This is a genomic window from Variovorax ginsengisoli, from assembly GCF_030486595.1.
GTDB lineage: Bacteria > Pseudomonadota > Gammaproteobacteria > Burkholderiales > Burkholderiaceae_C > Variovorax > Variovorax ginsengisoli_B.
Genome location: NZ_JAUJZH010000009.1, coordinates 159476 through 176491 on the forward strand (window position 1 = coordinate 159476; position 17016 = coordinate 176491).

Sequence of the window (17016 nt, forward strand, 5' to 3'; positions counted from 1 at the left end):
GTGACATGGCGGCTTCATTGGCTGTCTTCTCGCGCCATGGTTTGCTGTTGCCTCTGCTGGCAGGGATGGTTCTCGCGCTTGGCGCCTGTACCACCTACGGCGTGGTTGCCAATCAACCGCTGTCTCCAGGTCGGCAGGGACCGGTCTACTCGCTGGGTGAGTTCGCTCGCGACCCGCAGCGGCACTCCGGCGAGTTGACGCTGGCCGTTGCCTTCTCTGGCGGCGGTACGCGCGCGGCCGCCCTGTCCTACGGCGTCATGCAGGAATTGCGCGACACGCGCGTGCGCATCGACGGCAGGGAGCAACGCCTGCTGGATGCGATCAATGTCATCAGCTCGGTGTCAGGCGGGAGCTTCACGTCGGCCTACTATGGCCTCTACGGCGATCGACTCTTCGCCGACTACGAGCAGCGCTTCCTGCGCAGCGACGTCGAGGGTGCCCTGCTGCGCGGCTTGCTGAACCCGGTGCGGTGGTTCAGCAGCCAAGGCCGTACCGAAATGGCGGTCTCCTACTACCAGCAGACGCTGTTCGGCAATGCGACCTTCGGGGATCTGGCCCAGCGGCCGGCGCCACTGATCCTGATCAACAGTTCGGACCTGGGTTCGGGCGGCCGGTTCTCCTTCGTCCAGGAGTACTTCGATCTCCTGTGCTCGGACCTGAGCAGCTTCCCGCTGGCCCGTGCCGTCACGGCATCCAGTGCCGTGCCCGTGCTGTTCGAACCCGTGGTGGCGGAGAACTACACGGGATGCGCCGCCGGCATGCCGCCTTGGCTGGTGGCCGCGCAGAGGCGCGACGCCGACAACGGCTACCTGAGCATGGTGGTGCAGGATGATCTTGCCTACCGGAACAAGGTCACGCATCGCTACGCCCAGTTCGTCGATGGCGGAATCACGGACAACCTCGGCCTGCGCGCCCTGCTGGACGCCGTGGAACTCGCGGGTGGCGCCGAGAAATACCTCCGCACGCTCGGCATCGCCGCACCACGTCGCATCGCCATCATCTCGGTCAACGCCGCCGCCGACACCCCCGCGGGCATCGGGGAGAGCAACCGTGCGCCGTCCTTCGAGCAAACGATGAACGCCGTCACCAATGTGCAACTGGATCGCTACAACGTGTCAACGCTTCAACAGACGCAGCAAGGCCTCGAGCGCTGGACACGCGAACTCTCGACGCCCGAACGGCCCGTGACCTCGTACTTCGTCCGCCTCAGTTTCGAGGACGTGCCCAATCTGCCGCTGCGCCGGTTCCTGAACCGGATCCCGACCAGCTTCGCTCTGGACAAGGAACAGGTGGAGCGCCTGATCGCCACCGGGCGGGAGCTGTTGCGCAGCAACCCGGAGTACCAGCGCTTGCTGGCCGGTCTGCGGGCGCAGGCGACCGAGGCGAGAGGTACCGCGCCGTGAAGCGGCGTGATCCGCTGCAACGCCCTGGCTCGGGTCGCATGACCTTCAGCCGCCAGAGCGTCTACGTGTGATCGCCCGCATAGGCCGCACCCCGCTTCAGAAGCTCCGGCGTTCCGATAACCGCGTTGAGCTGGTCAAAGTCCAGCATCTGGCCGCGCAGCGGCTGCGTGGTGCCCTCGGCCTTCAGCGAGGCGAAGTAGTGCTGCAGGCCGGCTGCGACCCAGCGGGCCGTCCCACCAGGAAAGATCACGATGCGAAAGCCCAGCAAGCTCAGGTCGCCCGCACTGCTGATCGGCGTGTGCCCGCCTTCGATCATGTTGGCAAGGAGCGGCACGCGGTGGCCGAAACGCTCGCATGCCGCACGCATTTCCTCGCGGGAACGCAAGGCCTCGATGAATAGCGCATCCACGCCGCATTCGAGATAGGCCTCGGCCCGCTCGAACGCAGCTTGCGTGCTCTCGACGGCGACTGCATCGGTACGGGCCAAGACAAGCGTTTCGGCGCTGCGCCTCGCATCAAGAGCGGCATGCAGTTTGCCGCACATCTCCTGGCGGCTGACGAGCGTCTTGCCGGCCAAGTGGCCGCAGCGCTTCGGAAAGCTCTGGTCTTCCAGCTGGATCATGGCCGCGCCGGCACGCTCGAAATCGCGCACGGTGCGCTGCACGTTCAGCGCGTTGCCGTAGCCGGTGTCGGCATCCACGATCACCGGGAGCTGCACGCGATCGGTGATGCGGGCGAGTACGTCCGCCGTTTCGCTGGCGGTGGTCAGCCCAACGTCGGAACGGCCCAGCTGTGTGTAGGCGACCGCGCCGCCCGAGAGGTAAAGTGCCTCGAAGCCGGCCTGCTGGGCGAGGAGGGCAGTCAGTGCGTCGTAGACGCCTGGCGCGAGCAGAGGCAGGTCTTGGCGCAGCCGTTCACGCAGCCCGCTCATTCCGGCTTCGCTCCCGTTGCCTGGACGATCTTTCCCCAGCGGACGATCTCGCTCTTGACGAAACGGCCGAACTCCTCCTGGCCTGTGCCCATGGCGATGAGACCCTCGCTCTTGAAGCGTTCGCGCATGGCAGGCGAGCCAAGCGCCTCGCGGGCGGCGGCGGAGATGCGCGCCGCCTCGGCCGGCTGCATGCCCGCGGGCCCGAACAGGCCATACCAGGAGCTGAAGTCGAATCCGGGCACGGCTTCGGCGATGGCGGGCACCTCGGGGAAATCCGCCAGCCGCCGCTTGCTGGTCACACCCAATGCCTTTACCTTGCCGGCACGCAGAAGCTGTTGCACGCTGGCCACGCCGGAAATCACCAGGTCGATCTGGCCGGCCAAGACGTCCTGCAGCGCTGGACCGGTGCCCTTGTATGGCACGCCGGTGATATTGATGCCCGCGTCCAGTTTCAGCACCTCACTGGCGAGGTGATTGGAGCTGCCCAGTCCGGCAATGGCAATGTTGAGCTTGCCCGGTTTGGACTTCGCCAGCGCAATGAGTTCCTTGATGTCATTGGCAGGCAGGTCGGGACGGGCGACGAGGATGCCCGGCAGAGATGCGATGCCTGCCAATGGCGTGAAGTCCGCGACGGCATCAAAAGGCAGCTTGCCATACAGCGATGGGTTGATGGCGTGGCTGGTGTAGCTCAAGAGCAGCGTGCCGCCATCCGGCGGCGACTTGGCCACTGCCTGGGCTGCGATGTTTCCCGCTGCGCCAGGCCGGTTGTCGACGATGAACTGTCGGCCCAGCCGCCTGCTGAGTTCCAGAGCCAGCTCGCGGGCGACGATGTCGGTGCCGCCGCCGGGCGTGGCGCCCACCAGCAGACGGGTCACGGTCTGGGCCTGTGCCCACGGGGCGGTCAGGGCCGCCGCGCCCGCGCCCAGCAGGAAAAGTGTCTTGCGTCTATTCATGTCTTGTCTCCTTTTTGGGTGGCGCGAAGGTTGCTCCGCGTCAGCCGGCGTTCGCCGCAGCGGTCTCTCGCGTCACCATTGGCCGCCAGGGTCGCCAGGCCATGCCCAGTGCTCTGGCATGGCGCTCCTCGTAGGCCAGGAATTCGGGGCTGATGGCGCTGCCGCGCACGCCGCCACGCACGGCACCCGGGCGCACGTCCCCGTAGTACTCCTCCCACTGCGGGGGCAGTGGCTGCGATGAGGGGATCGACAGCCACAGGCGCAGCAAATGGCGCTTCTTGTCGGGCTCGTCGAAGTCCTCGAAGTTGGTGCGCGAATGGAGAGTGACGTAGTTGTTCAAGAGCTGCAGGTCGCCGCGTTCCAGTTCCATCGAATAGCAGAGCCTGTCGCTCGGCATCAGTTCGTCGAACAGGTCCAGGGCCTCGATCTGTCCCTGCGTCAGGCGTGGCACTTCCTCGAAGTCTCGCTGGGCCGCATCGGAGTTCTTGCGGTTGGTGCGGGCGCAAAAATGGATCGGGTCGTCACCGAAGATCGGGCAGCTGTAGAAGGGCAGCTGCGCCGGGTCCTGCGTGCCCTGGTAGCTGTGGAACCAGGGTTGTTGCAGCACCGGAATCAGGTCGGGGCGTAGCCGCTGCACTTCGTCGCGCAGCGCGATCGAGCTGATCACCTTGCTGGTGCCCCCGCTCTTGGCGGTGCGACGGCACAGCAGCGCGACCACGTCGCAGGAGTCCTGGTGGAAATCCAGGCCGGCATTGGTGTTGTAGCCGCGCCCCCCCTTGATCTTGTAGTTGCCGCCTGCGTCGCGCACGTCATTGATGATCTCGCTGGCGCGGTTCTGCGTGCGGCCCACGCCCATATACAGCCCCATGCCCCAGTAGGCCAGGCGAGTCTGCGCCTCGGTCCACCGCTGTACCGGAAATCCCTTGAGCAGGCACATGCCCCAGCGTTCCTGGGTCGTGTCGATGGCGCGCTTGAGAACCGCCCGCGACGCATCGGGCAAGGGAAAGTCTTCCTGATTCATTTCCAGCAGGCCCTTGCCTGTGCCTTCGGCATGGGCCAGTGCTGCATCGAAGCCCGCCACTTCCTCGGCGGCCATGCGGATGATCCATGACGTGTCGTTGCGAACGTCCTCGGCCAGCCATGGCCGGACTTGGAAGGGGGTGCTCATTGTGCTGCTGTCCTTTTCGGGTTGGTGCAGAGCCGGCGCGACGCGCGGCCACTCGATGAAGATCAGTCTAGGCTTGCAAGCGATCAATAAAAAGCGATGATCCTTGAATCCAAACGTCAGAAACTTTGATGAAGATCGAGACTTTTTCAACTCTGGACGCTGTGATCCGCAGTGGCAGCTTTGCGGGCGCCGCCGTGCAGATGAATCTCACGCCCAGCGCGGTGAGCATGCAGATGAAGCAGTTGGAGCAGTACTTGGGCGTAGCGCTTTTCGACCGGTCGGGCGCGCAGGTGCGCCCGCTGGTCACCGCCTTCGACGTGGCATCGGCAATGCGCGAAGGGCTGCTGCGGCTCGAGGAACTGCGGCGCCGTCCGTCCATGGCCATCGAAGGTGTGGTGCGGCTGGGCATCATCGAGTCGCTGCTGCCGTCCCTGCTGCCTGGCACGCTGTCGTCGTTGCGAGGGCGGCACCCGCGTCTTGCGGTGCGACCGCAGCGCGGCCGAAGTGCTTCGCTGATTGCCGACGTCAAGGCAGGGCAGCTCGATGCGGCTGTGGTGGCCATGCCTGCCAAGGGCGGCAGCGATCGCCTGAGATGGTGGCCGCTGGCGCGCCGCGACCTGATACTGATCGCGCCACCCGATTCCACCGAGTCCAGCCCGACGGCATTGCTGCGCCGCTACGACTGGATCCGATATGACAGAAACACGGTCACCGGCGCCATGGCGGCACGGCACGTTCTTTCGCTCGTGCCGGACAAGCGCGGCGCGCTGGAACTGGACTCGGCGCCCGCCATCATCGCGATGGTCAGCGGCGGGCTGGGCGTGGCGATCATCCACATGCTCGACGAATCCCTGCGCAAGGCCTACCCCGTGCGGCAGGTGTCGCTGGGAAGAAGCGCCCCGAGCCTGATCCTTACTTTGGTGAGCCGCAAGTCGAGCGAGGACGACAGGGCGTTGGTGGCGCTGCGCGAGGCGCTGGCAGAGCAGTTGTGACTACGGTCCTGCGCGCCTGTAGGTGCCCCGAGGCAGGCACGGGCTGGTGCCGGTCACCACCAGCTTCGTGAAGCCGAAGTCCGACCGGACCGTGTAGTCCTTGCCCTTGTGGGCATCGCCCGGCTGTGTGCGGTGGCTGAACTTCCTGCCTGGACATAGGCTGGACAGGAACTCGTTGCCCGAGTGCCCTCCGGCACGCCACGTGATCGTGGTGTTGCCGTTGACGTAGGTGCCCTCGAAGTCGTCGAAGGCCAGGGCGCAGGAACTCCAGCCGCCCGCGAGGACCATCGCGGCAAGGAGCGGCATCTTCTGGCGCAAGCGGTACGTTGACATAGGGCGCGTGGTGAGTGGGGTGAATTCTATGGCGGGCCCCGCCCAGTTCGCGGGACTGTGACGCTGCCATCACCACGTACGTGGTTCTAGGTGGCCGCAGGGATGGCGGGAGGCAGGTGCTCTTTCCAAAATTGGCCTGTCGCGATGCTGCCGCGAAGGAGATTCACATGCGCCACATGTCTGGCGGCCCGAAAGCGATCGACTTCAGCTTCCAGGGCCGGCCGGATACCGGCATCGCGCCGCGGGGCCCAGGTCCGCACGACCGAAGTGCCCCGGAGGGCAATTCGCATTGCACCAAGGTGCAATATCGCAACGCGATCGTCGCGGGGAAGATGGAACAAATGGCCTTGTTGCGGTCGCATCCCGGACGCAATCCCTTTCTCGATGGCATCCGTGAGGCTCTTGGAAGCATTGGAAGATCTGGCCGCCTGCCTGCGGGTGGCGGCCCGTTGCTCGCCCGCTGATTTCCCGAAATGGAGCGATGCGCCCTCGAGTCACTTCGCGGAAATCGAAAGATTGTGGTCCGACATCCGGCCATGGTTGCGGCGCGACCTGTCGGCAGCCAACGAGGTGAGCGAATGTCTCGGCGCGATGACTTCGGCTTTCGAGACCGGCGATGCGGTCAGGGTGCGAGAAATCGCCGAGGCTCTGTCCCGCATGGATCTGGTCGGGCTGCGATGACGAGGATTCTCGAGGCGTGTCCGTCCACGTACGTGGTCCTGCGTGCTCGCCGGGATGGTCGCTTCGCCGGGATGGCGGCACCATCGGTTACCGGTTCGGTGCAGCCCGGAACCGGCACCCTCAATGCCTCGGGGAGACGCCGAAGCCATGTCCACCACCGTCCACGTCCTCGGATTCAAGCAGGATGAGCGCGCGTGGATCGAATCGGCACTGGCACGCATCGCCGATGCGGTGGAGTTCGTGGACGACGGCGAGGAGTTCCTCGCCCGGCCGCCCAGTGGTCCGGGGCGGTGCCTGATCGCGTCGGCCGACGTCGACGAGGCCGCGACGCTCGGACTGGTGCGCGCACTGAGGCAACGCGGTGTGGATTTGCCCGTGATCGTCCTGGGTCCGCACTCCGCGTTCCGCACGGCCGTCGACATCGCGCGGCTGGAGGCGACGGACTTTCTGGAGCGGCCGGTCAGCGTGCGCGAGTTGCGGGCCGCCGTGCGCCGCATGCGATCGGACACCTCCTAGCGCACAGTTCGTCAACCCCACTCACCACGCGTACTTCATGCCCCCGCGCACTGTCCATGCCTGGTAGGACTGGTTGCCCCACTGCCATCCGACGTCGCCCCAGCCGGCCCAGCCCGGCTTGAAATCGACATTGACGCCCGCCTTGACCTCATAGCGGCTGCCCGGGTACATGTCGCGCACCGAGAACTGGTTGACCGTGAGCTCTTCGCCGGTGTTGTCGTACCACCAGTTGAACGCCGCATAGGGCCTCACGCCCCAGCCCCAATCGGGGGAGGAGGTGCTGCGCAGCCGCAGTCCGAGCCTGGACGTGTAGGCGCTGCGATGGGAGCCCTTGACGGCGAGGCCATTCGGTTCGAGGGCGACATACGAATGGTTGTGCAGATAGATGATCTGGCCCTGTGGTTCGAGCACCCAGTTGCCGGATGCTCCCAATGGCATGGCATAGCCGCCTTCGGCAGAGAACATGCTGATGTGCGAGTCGTAGCCCGTGCGGTCGAAGGGAAGGCCGGTATCGACCGTGTTGCTGAAGCCGGCGTACTGGCCCCACACGTCCGTGTACCAGCCGAGCCGGCTCCGGTCGTTCTGGTACCAGGTGCCGTACATGCCGATCGCGCCGCCTGAGAAGTCGCCGCGCGCCTGGATCGGATTGCCGAGGGCGTTGGCGTCCGTGCGCCCGCTGGCATAGCCGGCCATGGCGCCGAGGTGCAGGCGGTCCGCACCGCCGAAAAGCGACCATTTCGCGACGTCCGCGCCACCCTGCAGGACCCAGCCCATGCTGTCGGTGTCGAACCGGCCGTCGGCGCTGGTCGAACTCATCCCCTGGCCACCGGCGCGGATCCAGGCGTTGCCCGGGCTGAGTTGCAGCGGGTCGCCCCACCGATCCTGCAGGCTGTGCACGAAGGCGAAGCTCGTCATTCGCTGAATGCCCATGTAGGCGCCGGTTTGCGGCCGAGCGAGGGCGGCGATGCTGGCGCCTGGATTGCAGAGGGTCGTGGCGCCGGCAGGTGCCGGGCTGCATTGGGCGAAGGCGCCGCAACTGCCTGCACAGAGGGCGGCGGCGGCCGATATGCGTGTGCAGGCCCGGGCAAGGTGCGTCCCCGGCCCACCAGCCGGCCGCCGGGCCGGAGCGCCTCTGCCGGGCACTCGTCGAGACGCACATCCCATGGCCGAACCCTCCTTCGGACAGGCCCGGCGATCTGGATTGCCGGACGGCTCGAGGGATTGTGCGCGGGTCTGCCGGAGTCGTCACTTACCGGCAAGCGGAATGTGGCGTTCCGTCAACTATTGCTGGTTTTGAGGTTTCGACCGCAGGCCGTCACCCTTCAGCGAGGCGCGCTCTTTTGAGCCTCCGCCCGCACCTGGGCTGCATTGGGCAGGGTCGACACGACCTTGCTGTTCACCCGCGACCCGCTGGTCACGTTCTGATCGGGGGCGGCGGCAGCGGCCTCGGCCTGGGCCCGAACCACGGCGGGGTCGGCCGTCGAGGTGAAGGGATCGGCGCCGCGCGAGCCGCGTGTCACGTTCTGATTGGGCGCGCGCGCGGTGTCGACGGCCTGCTGCTGCACCGCCGCGGGATCGGCCACCGAGTTGAACGGTTCGGCGCCGCGCGACCCGCGGGTGACGTTCTGGTTGGGCGCGTGGGCGGCAGCGATCGCCTCGGCTTGCACGTCGGCGCGGCTGCGGCCGGCCTGGGCATGCACCGAGCTTGCGAGCATCCACGCAATGGCCGTGGTCGAGACGATCTTGATGATGGGCGAGGCTTTCATGTGTCGATTTCCTTGGATCGTTGCAGCGGCTGATGTGCCGGCTTCGACCGCGATGCTATGGGCCTCACATTGCGCGACGATGACGAACCGGCCCTGCCTGCAGATCCAGGCGCAAGTTGGTGATGATCGCGAGCCCGGGCTCCTTGGAGAGCGTGAAGCCGAATCGCCGGGCGAGCGCCAGCATGCCCCTGTTCTCCGACAAGGTGCTCCCGACCAGCCGCCTGATGCCAGACTGCCGGGCCAGATCGATCAATGCCGTGAGCAGACGCACGCCGAGCCCCTGGCCCTGCCAGTCGTCGGCGATCACGATGGCGATCTCGGCCTCTTCGTCGGCGCCCTCGATGACGTAGCGCGCAACCCCCACCTGCCGTTCCAGACCATCGACGAAGACCGTCGCGACCATGGCTCCCTCACGCGATCGATCGATGTCGGTCCAGCGCCGGAGCTCTTCGTCCGACGGCTTTCTCGCCGACATCAGGCGTTGGTAGGCAGTGCGTGGTGAGAGCCCATCCACGAATGCGCGTTCGCGTTCGAAATCTTCCGGCTCGATCGGCCGGACATGGATGCCGCGCCACTCTTCGATGCCTTCCCCATGGAAGCCGGGAAGCCGGGAGTCGATACGGACGCCGGATGCGAGAGGACTCAGGGGGGACATGGTGGCTTGCTCCGATGGGCTGGGGTGTCTCGAATCTAGTCGTCGGGTTCTTCCGGAAAAAGGCGGTCCGGGGCAATGCGGTTTTGCGGTGGCTGAAAAAGTCGCCTCGCGTTCCTGCGCTCTATTGACGCGGCTGAAAAAGCGTTTTGTGCCGCGCGGCCTTACCGATCGGCAGCCGGCTTTCTACAGTCACGCCTCCTCAACCGGGAAGCCCTCATGATCATCGACGCCTCGACCCTCGACCCGACCTCGGCCTACAAGCTGCTGATCGGCTCCATCCTGCCCCGCGCGATCGGCTGGGTCAGCACGCAATCCCGCGAGGGCGTGGCGAATCTCGCCCCGATCTCCTTCTTCACCGCCGTCGGCCGCAAGCCGCCGATGGTCTCGCTGTCGCTCCAGCCGCGCTCGGACGGCGTGACGCTGAAGGACACCTTCTTCAACATTCGGGACACCGGCGAGTTCGTGGTCAACATGGTCACGCTGCCGCAGGCGCACGCCATGCACAGGTCGGCCTTCGAATTCGACTCGGACACCGACGAGTTCGCTGCGGTCGGACTGGAGAAGGAAGCCTCCGTGGCGGTCAGGCCGCCGCGCGTCAAGGGCGCACCCATCGCACTGGAATGCAGGCTCGACCGGCTCATCCCGATGGGGGACCTGGGGGACCACGTGGTCTTCGGCGAGGTGGTCCGCTTCCACATCCGCGACGACGTCTATCTCAAGGGCGGACGCATCGATACCGGCGCGCTGCAGGCCGTGGGCCGCCTGGCGGCCGAGTACACGCTGGTGCACAACGCCTTCACGACCCCGCTGGACGAACAGCTGCTGGCGTCGCTTCGCGGGCAGCGGGCAGGGCGCCTCGACGGCCATGCCGACGGCTATTCGCCGATCGACAGCAAGGAATGGTCCGCCTCCGGCGCGACGCGCTGAAACCCGAATAAATGACACAGGAGAATCGAATGACCGCATCCCATCCCTCCGTTCCAGACGAAGCTCGCGCCGGCGCGCCGGGTCCGACACTGGTCTTCGTGCACGGATTCCTCGACGGCGCCGCCGCCTGGGACGAGGTGGTCGCCGAACTCGGCGAGCGCGCGGCAGATGCGCTGTGCGTCGAGCTTCCGGGCATGGGCCTGCGGGTGGCCGAGTCCGGTCCGTACAGCCTCGACGGTTTCGCTGAAGACGTCGCCAGGCAGGTCCGCGCGCTCGCCAGCCCGGTGGTGCTCGTCGGCCAGAGCATGGGCGCGCAGGTTGCGGAACTGGCGGCAGGCCTGCTCGGGTCGCAGGTCCGCGCGCTGGTGCTGCTGACCCCGGTGCCGCTCGTGGGCACCGACCTTCCCGACGAGGCCATGAAACCCTTCCATGCACTGGGTGGCGATCCCGATGCCCAGCGCGGCTTGCGGCGCCAACTGGGCGTCCGGCTCGATGACGAGAAGCTGGAAAAGCTGGGGCGGCTCGGCGACCCGGTCGCGGCGGCCTCGGTCGGCGTCTTCGCCGACCTGTGGAACCAGGGCCATGCGCTGGGGGCCCAAGCCAGCCGGCATCACGGACCGACGTTGATCGTCCGGGGTGAACTCGATCCGTTCGTCACCGCCGAAGTGGTCGCGCAGGCGGTGCTGCCGCGCTTCGAGGCGCCCACGGTGGCGTCCATCGGCGAAGCGGGCCACTGGCCGCACGTCGAGCAGCCCAAGGCCTTCGCTGGGGTGCTGGCCGAGTTTCTCCGGGCGCTGGACGCCCGGCCGACCGCGGCGCCCTCGCAAGGCTGGACCCGCGCATTCGCGCAGAAGTCCTCCACGGCGTTTGCGGAGGCCTTCGCGAGCGACATCGTGCTCGAAGCCAGTGTGCTTGCCCATCCGGTCGTCGGCGCCGAGCAGGTCAAGACCGTCATGGGCGCCGCCAGCACGATCTACGAGGCGCTGGCCTTCACCCAGCAATCGACCAGCGGCCCGCGCACCTACCTCGAATGGGAGGCGCAGGCCTTCGGGGGCGAGAAGCTCTCGGGCGTCACGATCCTCACCCGCGACGACGAGGGAAAGATCGTCCGGGCCGCCATCCACCACAGGCCGTTGGGAAGCGCCCTGAAATTCTCGGCCGAACTCGGCCGCCGGGTGCAGGGCCAGGTGGCGGCCAGCCACTTCTTCGGCGCGGCCCACCCCAAGGACTGAACAGGAGATCGACATGGTGAAACGTACAGATGTGGAATTCGAGGTCGACGGCGGCGTCAAGCTGCGCGGCTGGCTCTTCGTGCCGCCGGGCGAAGGCCGGCGTCCCGCCATCACGATGGCCCACGGCTATGCCGGCGTGAAGGAGCACGGCATCGAGCCGTTCGCCAGGGCATTCGCCGAAGCAGGCTTCGTCGTGCTGCTGCATGACCACCGCGGCTTCGGCGCGAGCGAAGGCCTGCCGCGGCAGGACGTCGATCCATGGCGGCAGGTCGCCGACTGGCGAAGGGCCATCAGTTATCTGGAGAGCCTCGAAGTCGTCGACCCGAAGCGCATCGGGCTCTGGGGCACGAGCTATGCCGGCGGGCACGCGATCGTGCTGGGTGCGACCGAGCGCCGACTGCGCTGCGTCGTGGCCCAGGTCCCGACCATCAGCGGCTTCGAGCAGGGCCTGCGCCGCATAGCGCCGGAGAACATCCACATCATCGAGGAGATGTTCGCAGAGGACGACCGCGCGCAACTGCGCGGAGAACCGCCGCGCCGGCAGGCCATCGTGAGCGCCGATCCGGCCATTCCCGCCGCTTACCGCGCCAGCGACGCGATCGATTTCTACCTGCAGCCGGTGCCCGAAGGCGCCTGGGAGAACAACGTGACGGTGCGATCCACGCGCGCCGCGCGGATGTACGAGCCCGGCCACTGGATCGCACGCGTCTCGCCGACGCCGCTGCTGATGGTGGTGGCGACACGCGACACGATCACGCTGACCGACCTCGAACTCGCCGCCTACGAGCGCGCGCTGCAGCCCAAGCGGCTGGTGACGATCGAGGGCGGTCACTTCGACCCCTATCTGGGCGGCTTCAAGGCCTCCAGCACGGCGGCCGTCGAATGGTTCAGGCAGCACCTGAGCTGAGTTTGCCCATTGACCCTAGAGAGGACCCGCCATGCCCCACCTGACTGTCGCCTTCGACGAAAACCTGGCCACCATCGTGCTCGACCGGCCGCCCCAGAACCGCATCGACGACCAGATGATCGACGAGCTGGCCGCCGCCGTGACGGCCATCGAACGCAGTGAGGCTCGCGCGGTGCTGGTGCGCAGCGAGGGCGAGAACTTCTCGTTCGGCGGCGACATCATGAGCTGGCCGGGCGCCAGCGTTCGCGAGCTGCGCAGCCGTTTCGAGCACTACCTGTCGGTCTTCAACCGCTTCGAGCGGCTGCCGATGCCCGTCATCGCGGCGGTGCAGGGCCTCTGCTTCGGCGGCGGGCTCGAGCTGGCGGTTCGAGCGGACATGATCTTTGCGGGCGAGTCGGCGACCTTCGGCCATCCGGAACAGTCGCTCGGCATCGTGACCGTGCTCGGCGGCATCTACCGGGTCGCCGAACGTGCCGGCCGCTCGCGAGCCTCCGAATGGGCGATGACCTCGGAGCGGGTGCCCGCGGCCACGATGGAGCGCTTCGGCGTGGTCAATCGCGTGGTGGCGGACGCCGATCTGCTGAAGGAAACGCGTGAGTTCGCGCGCAAGGTCTCGGTGGGGCCCACGCGTGCCTACGCCGCGCACAAGGCGCTGCTGCGGGCCTGGGCGGTGGGCGGCGTCGCCTCGGCGGACGACGCCATGTTCGACATCGCCATGCCGCTGTTCGAGACCGACGATGTCCAGCGCGGGCTGAAGTCGGCGGTCGATGCGCTGAAGGCCGGCAAGCCGCGCCCGGTGCTGGCGTTCAACGGCCGCTGAAGTCCGCGATCGATCTATGATGGCCCTCCGTCTCAACGGAGGAGCCTCAACATGGACCGCATCGCCGCGATGAATGCCTTCGTCCGGGTGGTGGAGGCAGGCTCCTTCACCAAGGCCGCGGACACGCTCGACGTCCCGAACGCCACGGTGACCCGGCTGATCCAGGGTCTCGAGGAAGACCTGAAGGTGCGGCTGCTGCACCGCACGACCCGCTCCGTGACGGTCACCCCCGAAGGCGCGATCTACTACGAAAGGGTCGTGCGCCTGCTGGCGGATCTCGCCGACATCGAATCCTCCGCGCGCCTGTCGCAGGGCAAGCCCTCGGGCAAGGTGCGCGTCGAGACGGCCGCCGCCATCGGAGCGATGGTCATCGTGCCCGCCATGGCCGACTTCCAGCGCCAGTACCCGGACGTCGAAGTGGAGCTCGGTGTCGGCAACCGGCGCGCCGACGTCGTCGCCGAAGGCGTCGACTGCGCCATCCGTGCCGGGGAGGTCAGCGAGCAGCTGATGGTGGCGCGGCGGATCGGCGTCTTCCGGTTCGTCACGTGCGCCACACCGGCCTTCCTGGAGCTGCACGGCGCGCCGACGACGCCGGAAGAACTGCGCGAGCGGCCGGCTGTCGGGATGATGTCCGCGCGCAGCACCCGCGCGCTGCCGTTTCGCTTTTCCGCCGGCGACGCCGCGACCGACCTGGTGCTCGATCACAAGCTCGTCGTGAACGACACCAACTCCTACGTCGCCGCCGGATTGGCGAGCCTGGGCATCATCCAGGCGCCGAGCTATGCGGTGGGTCCGGCGATCAAGGCCGGGCAGCTCGTGCCGCTGCTCGAAGACTGGTGCACGCCGGCGATTCCGGTGCATGTGCTCTACGCCCCGAACCGCTACCTGAGCGCCAAGGTGCGGGTGTTCATCGACTGGACCGTCGCGCTCTTCGAACGCAACGACGACCTGCGGCTGCGTTGAGATCAGCTCGCGCCTGAATCCCCGAGCAGGATCGCCGCCTGCAGCCGCTCCATGCCGGCGTCGCGGATGCCCAGCCTTTCGAGCGTCCGCAGCGTCGCATCGAAGTACGCGCGCGAGCTGCCGATCGCGCCGTTGCCGGTGCGGATCAGCCGCGCGATGTCGGGGATCGGATGCCCTCCGATATAGCGCTCGTGCCGTCGGTCGACGACGAAGGTCAGGGCCCGAATCGCGCCTGCGCCGTTCTTGGCCGGCACCCAGTGGGCGTCGTAGGTGCCGGCGAACATTTCCCGTCGCCAGAGCAGCCGCAGCTCGGTGCGCACCTTCGCCGCGTCGATGCGGTAGAGGACCCCGCGGCAGGCGCCGCCCCTGTCCAGGCCCAGCATGGCACCGGGCGCCTGCTGCGATCCGCGCCCCAGCAAAGTGCGGATGCAGAAGCTGCGGTGCCAGCCTTGCACGCGCCCGATGCTGGCATGCGCCGCATCCATGGCCGGGTTCCACATGAGCGAACCGTAGCCGAAGACGTGCAGGTCCGCGCCCGGGTCGTGGGCGCCGAGCGCGGCTTCGAGCGTCTGCTCCATTTCGGCGTCGGTCCTGATCCTGACGCCTGCCGGCGGATTGGCCCGCAGCGACTCGATCATCGAACCGGTGATCAGCCGTTCGCGCGTCAGCAGGTGATCGGCGTCGAGGGGAATCGGGATGCTGTCCATGCGAGATGACGTGGCGTGTTCGTTCACGGCACTCTACCGATAGGAGCGATGCCGAGACAGCGTGCGCGGCTCAAAGCGCCATTGCGGAATCGACAACAATCGCTGCACCTCACGCGGCCGCCGAGGCGGCGGTGTGGCGCGCACGCGCTGCTCGCTTGAGGGCTTGCGGCGGCTGCCCGAAGATGCGCAGGAATGCCCGTCGCATGCGTTCGGGGTCGGAGAAGCCGGTCTTGCTCGCGATGCGTTCGATGCTCAATGTGTCGGCCTCGACCAGGATGCGGGCCGTTTCGGCGCGCAAGCGCTCGACGGCGCGCGCGGGCGATTGCCCGGTGCTCTGCCGGAACTCGCGACTGAAGTGGCGCGGGCTCATGTGCGCGGCGTGGGCCAGCGTCTCGACCGACAGGTCCCTGTGCAGGTGATCCTTGGCGTAGGTCAGTGCGGCCTGGATGCGGTCCGACTGCGACTCGAGCTCCGACAGCATCGAGAACTGCGATTGCCCGCCGGCCCGGCGATGGTGCACGACGAGCTTCTTCGCCACGGCGCGCGAGACGTCGACGCCCAGGTCTTCCTCGACGAGCGCGATCGCGAGGTCGATGCAGGCGGTCATGCCGGCCGAGGTCCAGACCGTGCCGTCGCGCACGAAGATGCGGTCTTCTTCGACACGCAAGGACGGGAACTGGCGCTGGAGTTCTCTCGCAAAGCACCAATGGGTGGTGACGCGCCGCGCATGGAGCAGGCCGGCGTTGGCCAAGACGAATGCGCCGGTGCAGATGCTCGTCATGCGCCGCGTCGGCTCGATCGCGCGCGCAAGCAAGCGCAGAAGCTTCGGCGACGACGTCGGCACCACGGTGGCCCCTGTCACGAGCAGCGTGTCGTAGGCGCCCGGGTCCAGCGCGATCGTCTGGACCGCGGCGCCGAGCGAGCTCTTGACGGCGCCGCCGCCCTCGGAGACGACATCGATCTCGTAGGCCGGATCGGCCACTTCGAGGTTGGCCATCTCGAAGACCGAGGCCGCCGCCATGTCGAGGATCTGGAAGCCCGGAAAGACGACGAGTCCGATGCGTTTCATGTTGGCTTAAAACGAGGGAAGTTTGTCATTCAGGACAGACCTTACATCGCTATCTTCGAACCTGTCAATCCACCCGACTCGAAAGGACTCCAGATGAAACCGACCGACCACTCCAAGCCCATCGCACTGGTCACGGGCGCCTCCAGCGGCATCGGCGCGATCTATGCCGACAGGCTTGCCAAGCGGGGCCATGACCTGATCCTCGTGGCGCGCGATGTCGCCAAGCTGAGCGCGCTCGCCGAGCGCATCCGATCCGAATCGGGCCGCCATGTCGAGCTGCAGCCCGCCGACCTGACGGCCAAAGACGACCTGCGGCGGGTCGAACAGCGGCTGCTGTCAGACGACCGCATCGAACTGCTGGTCAACAACGCGGGCGTGGGCGCCACCAGCGCGCTCATCGACTCGGACCCCGATCGGCTCGAGGACATGATCCAGCTCAACGTGACGGCGCTGGCGCGGCTCACCCGCGCCGTTGCCGTGGGCATGGCGCGCCGGGGAAAGGGCGCGATCATCAACATCGCGTCGATCGTGGCGGTGGCGCCCGAACTGCTCAATGGCACCTACGGCGGCAGCAAGGCCTTCGTGCTCGCCTTCACGCAATCGCTGCACCATGAGCTGGGTCCGAAGGGAATTCGTGTCCAGGCCGTGCTGCCGGGGGCGACCAGCACCGACTTCTGGAACGTTGCCGGCACACCGGTGGAACACCTTCCCGGCGAGATCGTGATGCGTGCCGAGGAGATGGTCGATGCGGCGCTCGCCGGCTTCGATCAGGGGGAACTGGCGACCATTCCTTCGCTGCCCGACCTCGGCGAATGGGAGCGCTTCGATGCGGCTCGCAAGGCGCTGGGTCCGAACCTGTCGCGCTCCCATGCCGCGCAGCGCTACCAGGCCGCGACCGCTCACGTTCTGGAGGCCGCATGATGCCGCTCGCCAGGAGCGCGTGAGCTTCCGTCTTCCCAAAAGAAAACGCCGTCTGCGAGAACCGCAGACGGC

At 67.2% G+C, this 17016-nt stretch carries 19 protein-coding genes; 10 read left to right on the forward strand and 9 right to left on the reverse strand.

Annotated features, from left to right (window positions below; genetic code table 11):
- Window positions 1-5 precede the first annotated feature (5 nt).
- A complete protein-coding gene (locus QZH52_RS14820; RefSeq protein WP_301810331.1) occupies window positions 6-1403 on the forward strand; it encodes a patatin-like phospholipase family protein in 1398 nt (465 codons plus the stop codon).
- Window positions 1404-1464: 61 nt separating this feature from the next.
- On the opposite strand, the gene QZH52_RS14825 is transcribed toward QZH52_RS14820, so the two are convergent.
- From QZH52_RS14825 to QZH52_RS14835, 3 genes are read right to left on the reverse strand one after another with little or no spacing between them, the layout of a single operon-like run.
- Window positions 1465-2334: an isocitrate lyase/PEP mutase family protein gene (locus tag QZH52_RS14825; protein WP_301810334.1), complete on the reverse strand. Its 870-nt coding sequence runs from the start codon at window positions 2332-2334 to the stop codon at window positions 1465-1467.
- Window positions 2331-3287: a tripartite tricarboxylate transporter substrate binding protein gene (locus QZH52_RS14830; protein WP_301810337.1), complete on the reverse strand. Its 957-nt coding sequence runs from the start codon at window positions 3285-3287 to the stop codon at window positions 2331-2333. Before QZH52_RS14830 ends, QZH52_RS14825 begins: the two co-directional genes overlap by 4 nt.
- 40 nt (window positions 3288-3327) lie before the next feature.
- On the reverse strand, window positions 3328-4455 hold the full coding sequence (locus QZH52_RS14835; protein WP_301810340.1) for a TauD/TfdA family dioxygenase: 1128 nt from the start codon (window positions 4453-4455) through the stop codon (window positions 3328-3330).
- Between the two features lie 128 nt (window positions 4456-4583).
- Between QZH52_RS14835 and QZH52_RS14840 the strand changes: the two genes are divergently transcribed.
- Window positions 4584-5447, forward strand: coding sequence for a LysR family transcriptional regulator (locus tag QZH52_RS14840; RefSeq protein WP_286531124.1), 864 nt, complete (start codon window positions 4584-4586; stop codon window positions 5445-5447).
- Here the strand turns inward: QZH52_RS14840 and QZH52_RS14845 are convergent, their stop codons facing one another.
- Window positions 5448-5753 (reverse strand): hypothetical protein, encoded by a 306-nt coding sequence (locus QZH52_RS14845; protein WP_301810343.1) that lies wholly within the window; start codon window positions 5751-5753, stop codon window positions 5448-5450.
- A gap of 420 nt (window positions 5754-6173) precedes the next feature.
- Here QZH52_RS14845 and QZH52_RS14850 point away from each other — a divergent pair, with 420 nt between their 5' ends.
- Both QZH52_RS14850 and QZH52_RS14855 read left to right on the forward strand, forming a co-directional pair.
- On the forward strand, window positions 6174-6461 hold the full coding sequence (locus QZH52_RS14850; protein ID WP_301810345.1) for a hypothetical protein: 288 nt from the start codon (window positions 6174-6176) through the stop codon (window positions 6459-6461).
- Between the two features lie 147 nt (window positions 6462-6608).
- Window positions 6609-6977, forward strand: coding sequence for a response regulator transcription factor (locus QZH52_RS14855; protein ID WP_286531133.1), 369 nt, complete (start codon window positions 6609-6611; stop codon window positions 6975-6977).
- 21 nt (window positions 6978-6998) lie between these two features.
- Here QZH52_RS14855 and QZH52_RS14860 read toward each other — a convergent pair whose 3' ends face one another.
- The 3 genes from QZH52_RS14860 to QZH52_RS14870 all read right to left on the reverse strand — a co-directional run bounded on the left by QZH52_RS14860 (window position 6999) and on the right by QZH52_RS14870 (window position 9398).
- Window positions 6999-8141, reverse strand: coding sequence for an autotransporter family protein (locus QZH52_RS14860; RefSeq protein WP_301810350.1), 1143 nt, complete (start codon window positions 8139-8141; stop codon window positions 6999-7001).
- 158 nt (window positions 8142-8299) lie between these two features.
- Window positions 8300-8743: a hypothetical protein gene (locus QZH52_RS14865; protein WP_286531136.1), complete on the reverse strand. Its 444-nt coding sequence runs from the start codon at window positions 8741-8743 to the stop codon at window positions 8300-8302.
- A 64-nt stretch (window positions 8744-8807) separates the two neighbouring features.
- On the reverse strand, window positions 8808-9398 hold the full coding sequence (locus tag QZH52_RS14870) for a GNAT family N-acetyltransferase (RefSeq protein ID WP_301810353.1): 591 nt from the start codon (window positions 9396-9398) through the stop codon (window positions 8808-8810).
- Between the two features lie 216 nt (window positions 9399-9614).
- Between QZH52_RS14870 and QZH52_RS14875 the strand changes: the two genes are divergently transcribed.
- From QZH52_RS14875 to QZH52_RS14895, 5 genes are read left to right on the forward strand one after another with little or no spacing between them, the layout of a single operon-like run.
- The gene (locus tag QZH52_RS14875) at window positions 9615-10325 is read left to right on the forward strand and encodes a flavin reductase family protein (protein WP_286531139.1); all 711 of its coding nucleotides are present in this window, start codon (window positions 9615-9617) and stop codon (window positions 10323-10325) included.
- 29 nt (window positions 10326-10354) lie between these two features.
- The gene (locus QZH52_RS14880; RefSeq protein WP_301810360.1) at window positions 10355-11557 is read left to right on the forward strand and encodes an alpha/beta fold hydrolase; all 1203 of its coding nucleotides are present in this window, start codon (window positions 10355-10357) and stop codon (window positions 11555-11557) included.
- Between the two features lie 13 nt (window positions 11558-11570).
- The gene (locus tag QZH52_RS14885; RefSeq protein ID WP_301810363.1) at window positions 11571-12464 is read left to right on the forward strand and encodes an alpha/beta hydrolase; all 894 of its coding nucleotides are present in this window, start codon (window positions 11571-11573) and stop codon (window positions 12462-12464) included.
- A 31-nt stretch (window positions 12465-12495) separates the two neighbouring features.
- On the forward strand, window positions 12496-13284 hold the full coding sequence (locus tag QZH52_RS14890; protein ID WP_301810367.1) for an enoyl-CoA hydratase/isomerase family protein: 789 nt from the start codon (window positions 12496-12498) through the stop codon (window positions 13282-13284).
- 51 nt (window positions 13285-13335) lie between these two features.
- Window positions 13336-14247, forward strand: a complete 912-nt coding sequence (locus tag QZH52_RS14895; RefSeq protein WP_286531146.1) for a LysR family transcriptional regulator — start codon at window positions 13336-13338, stop codon at window positions 14245-14247.
- A gap of 2 nt (window positions 14248-14249) precedes the next feature.
- Here the strand turns inward: QZH52_RS14895 and QZH52_RS14900 are convergent, their stop codons facing one another.
- Both QZH52_RS14900 and QZH52_RS14905 read right to left on the reverse strand, forming a co-directional pair.
- Window positions 14250-14954: a gamma-glutamylcyclotransferase gene (locus QZH52_RS14900; RefSeq protein ID WP_301810369.1), complete on the reverse strand. Its 705-nt coding sequence runs from the start codon at window positions 14952-14954 to the stop codon at window positions 14250-14252.
- Window positions 14955-15063: 109 nt separating this feature from the next.
- Window positions 15064-16023 (reverse strand): GlxA family transcriptional regulator, encoded by a 960-nt coding sequence (locus QZH52_RS14905; protein ID WP_301810372.1) that lies wholly within the window; start codon window positions 16021-16023, stop codon window positions 15064-15066.
- A 93-nt stretch (window positions 16024-16116) separates the two neighbouring features.
- On the opposite strand from QZH52_RS14905, the gene QZH52_RS14910 reads away from it, so the two are divergent.
- Window positions 16117-16944: an SDR family NAD(P)-dependent oxidoreductase gene (locus tag QZH52_RS14910; RefSeq protein WP_301810375.1), complete on the forward strand. Its 828-nt coding sequence runs from the start codon at window positions 16117-16119 to the stop codon at window positions 16942-16944.
- Window positions 16945-17016: the final 72 nt, after the last annotated feature.

Coding starts and splice junctions, on each gene's coding strand:
- QZH52_RS14820 (WP_301810331.1), top strand. CDS start 6: ATGGCGGCTTCATTGGCTGTCTTCTCGCGCCATGGTTTGCTGTTGCCT.
- QZH52_RS14825 (WP_301810334.1), bottom strand. CDS start 2,334: ATGAGCGGGCTGCGTGAACGGCTGCGCCAAGACCTGCCTCTGCTCGCG.
- QZH52_RS14830 (WP_301810337.1), bottom strand. CDS start 3,287: ATGAATAGACGCAAGACACTTTTCCTGCTGGGCGCGGGCGCGGCGGCC.
- QZH52_RS14835 (WP_301810340.1), bottom strand. CDS start 4,455: ATGAGCACCCCCTTCCAAGTCCGGCCATGGCTGGCCGAGGACGTTCGC.
- QZH52_RS14840 (WP_286531124.1), top strand. CDS start 4,584: ATGAAGATCGAGACTTTTTCAACTCTGGACGCTGTGATCCGCAGTGGC.
- QZH52_RS14845 (WP_301810343.1), bottom strand. CDS start 5,753: ATGCCGCTCCTTGCCGCGATGGTCCTCGCGGGCGGCTGGAGTTCCTGC.
- QZH52_RS14855 (WP_286531133.1), top strand. CDS start 6,609: ATGTCCACCACCGTCCACGTCCTCGGATTCAAGCAGGATGAGCGCGCG.
- QZH52_RS14860 (WP_301810350.1), bottom strand. CDS start 8,141: ATGGGATGTGCGTCTCGACGAGTGCCCGGCAGAGGCGCTCCGGCCCGG.
- QZH52_RS14865 (WP_286531136.1), bottom strand. CDS start 8,743: ATGAAAGCCTCGCCCATCATCAAGATCGTCTCGACCACGGCCATTGCG.
- QZH52_RS14870 (WP_301810353.1), bottom strand. CDS start 9,398: ATGTCCCCCCTGAGTCCTCTCGCATCCGGCGTCCGTATCGACTCCCGG.
- QZH52_RS14875 (WP_286531139.1), top strand. CDS start 9,615: ATGATCATCGACGCCTCGACCCTCGACCCGACCTCGGCCTACAAGCTG.
- QZH52_RS14880 (WP_301810360.1), top strand. CDS start 10,355: ATGACCGCATCCCATCCCTCCGTTCCAGACGAAGCTCGCGCCGGCGCG.
- QZH52_RS14885 (WP_301810363.1), top strand. CDS start 11,571: ATGGTGAAACGTACAGATGTGGAATTCGAGGTCGACGGCGGCGTCAAG.
- QZH52_RS14890 (WP_301810367.1), top strand. CDS start 12,496: ATGCCCCACCTGACTGTCGCCTTCGACGAAAACCTGGCCACCATCGTG.
- QZH52_RS14895 (WP_286531146.1), top strand. CDS start 13,336: ATGGACCGCATCGCCGCGATGAATGCCTTCGTCCGGGTGGTGGAGGCA.
- QZH52_RS14900 (WP_301810369.1), bottom strand. CDS start 14,954: ATGGACAGCATCCCGATTCCCCTCGACGCCGATCACCTGCTGACGCGC.
- QZH52_RS14905 (WP_301810372.1), bottom strand. CDS start 16,023: ATGAAACGCATCGGACTCGTCGTCTTTCCGGGCTTCCAGATCCTCGAC.
- QZH52_RS14910 (WP_301810375.1), top strand. CDS start 16,117: ATGAAACCGACCGACCACTCCAAGCCCATCGCACTGGTCACGGGCGCC.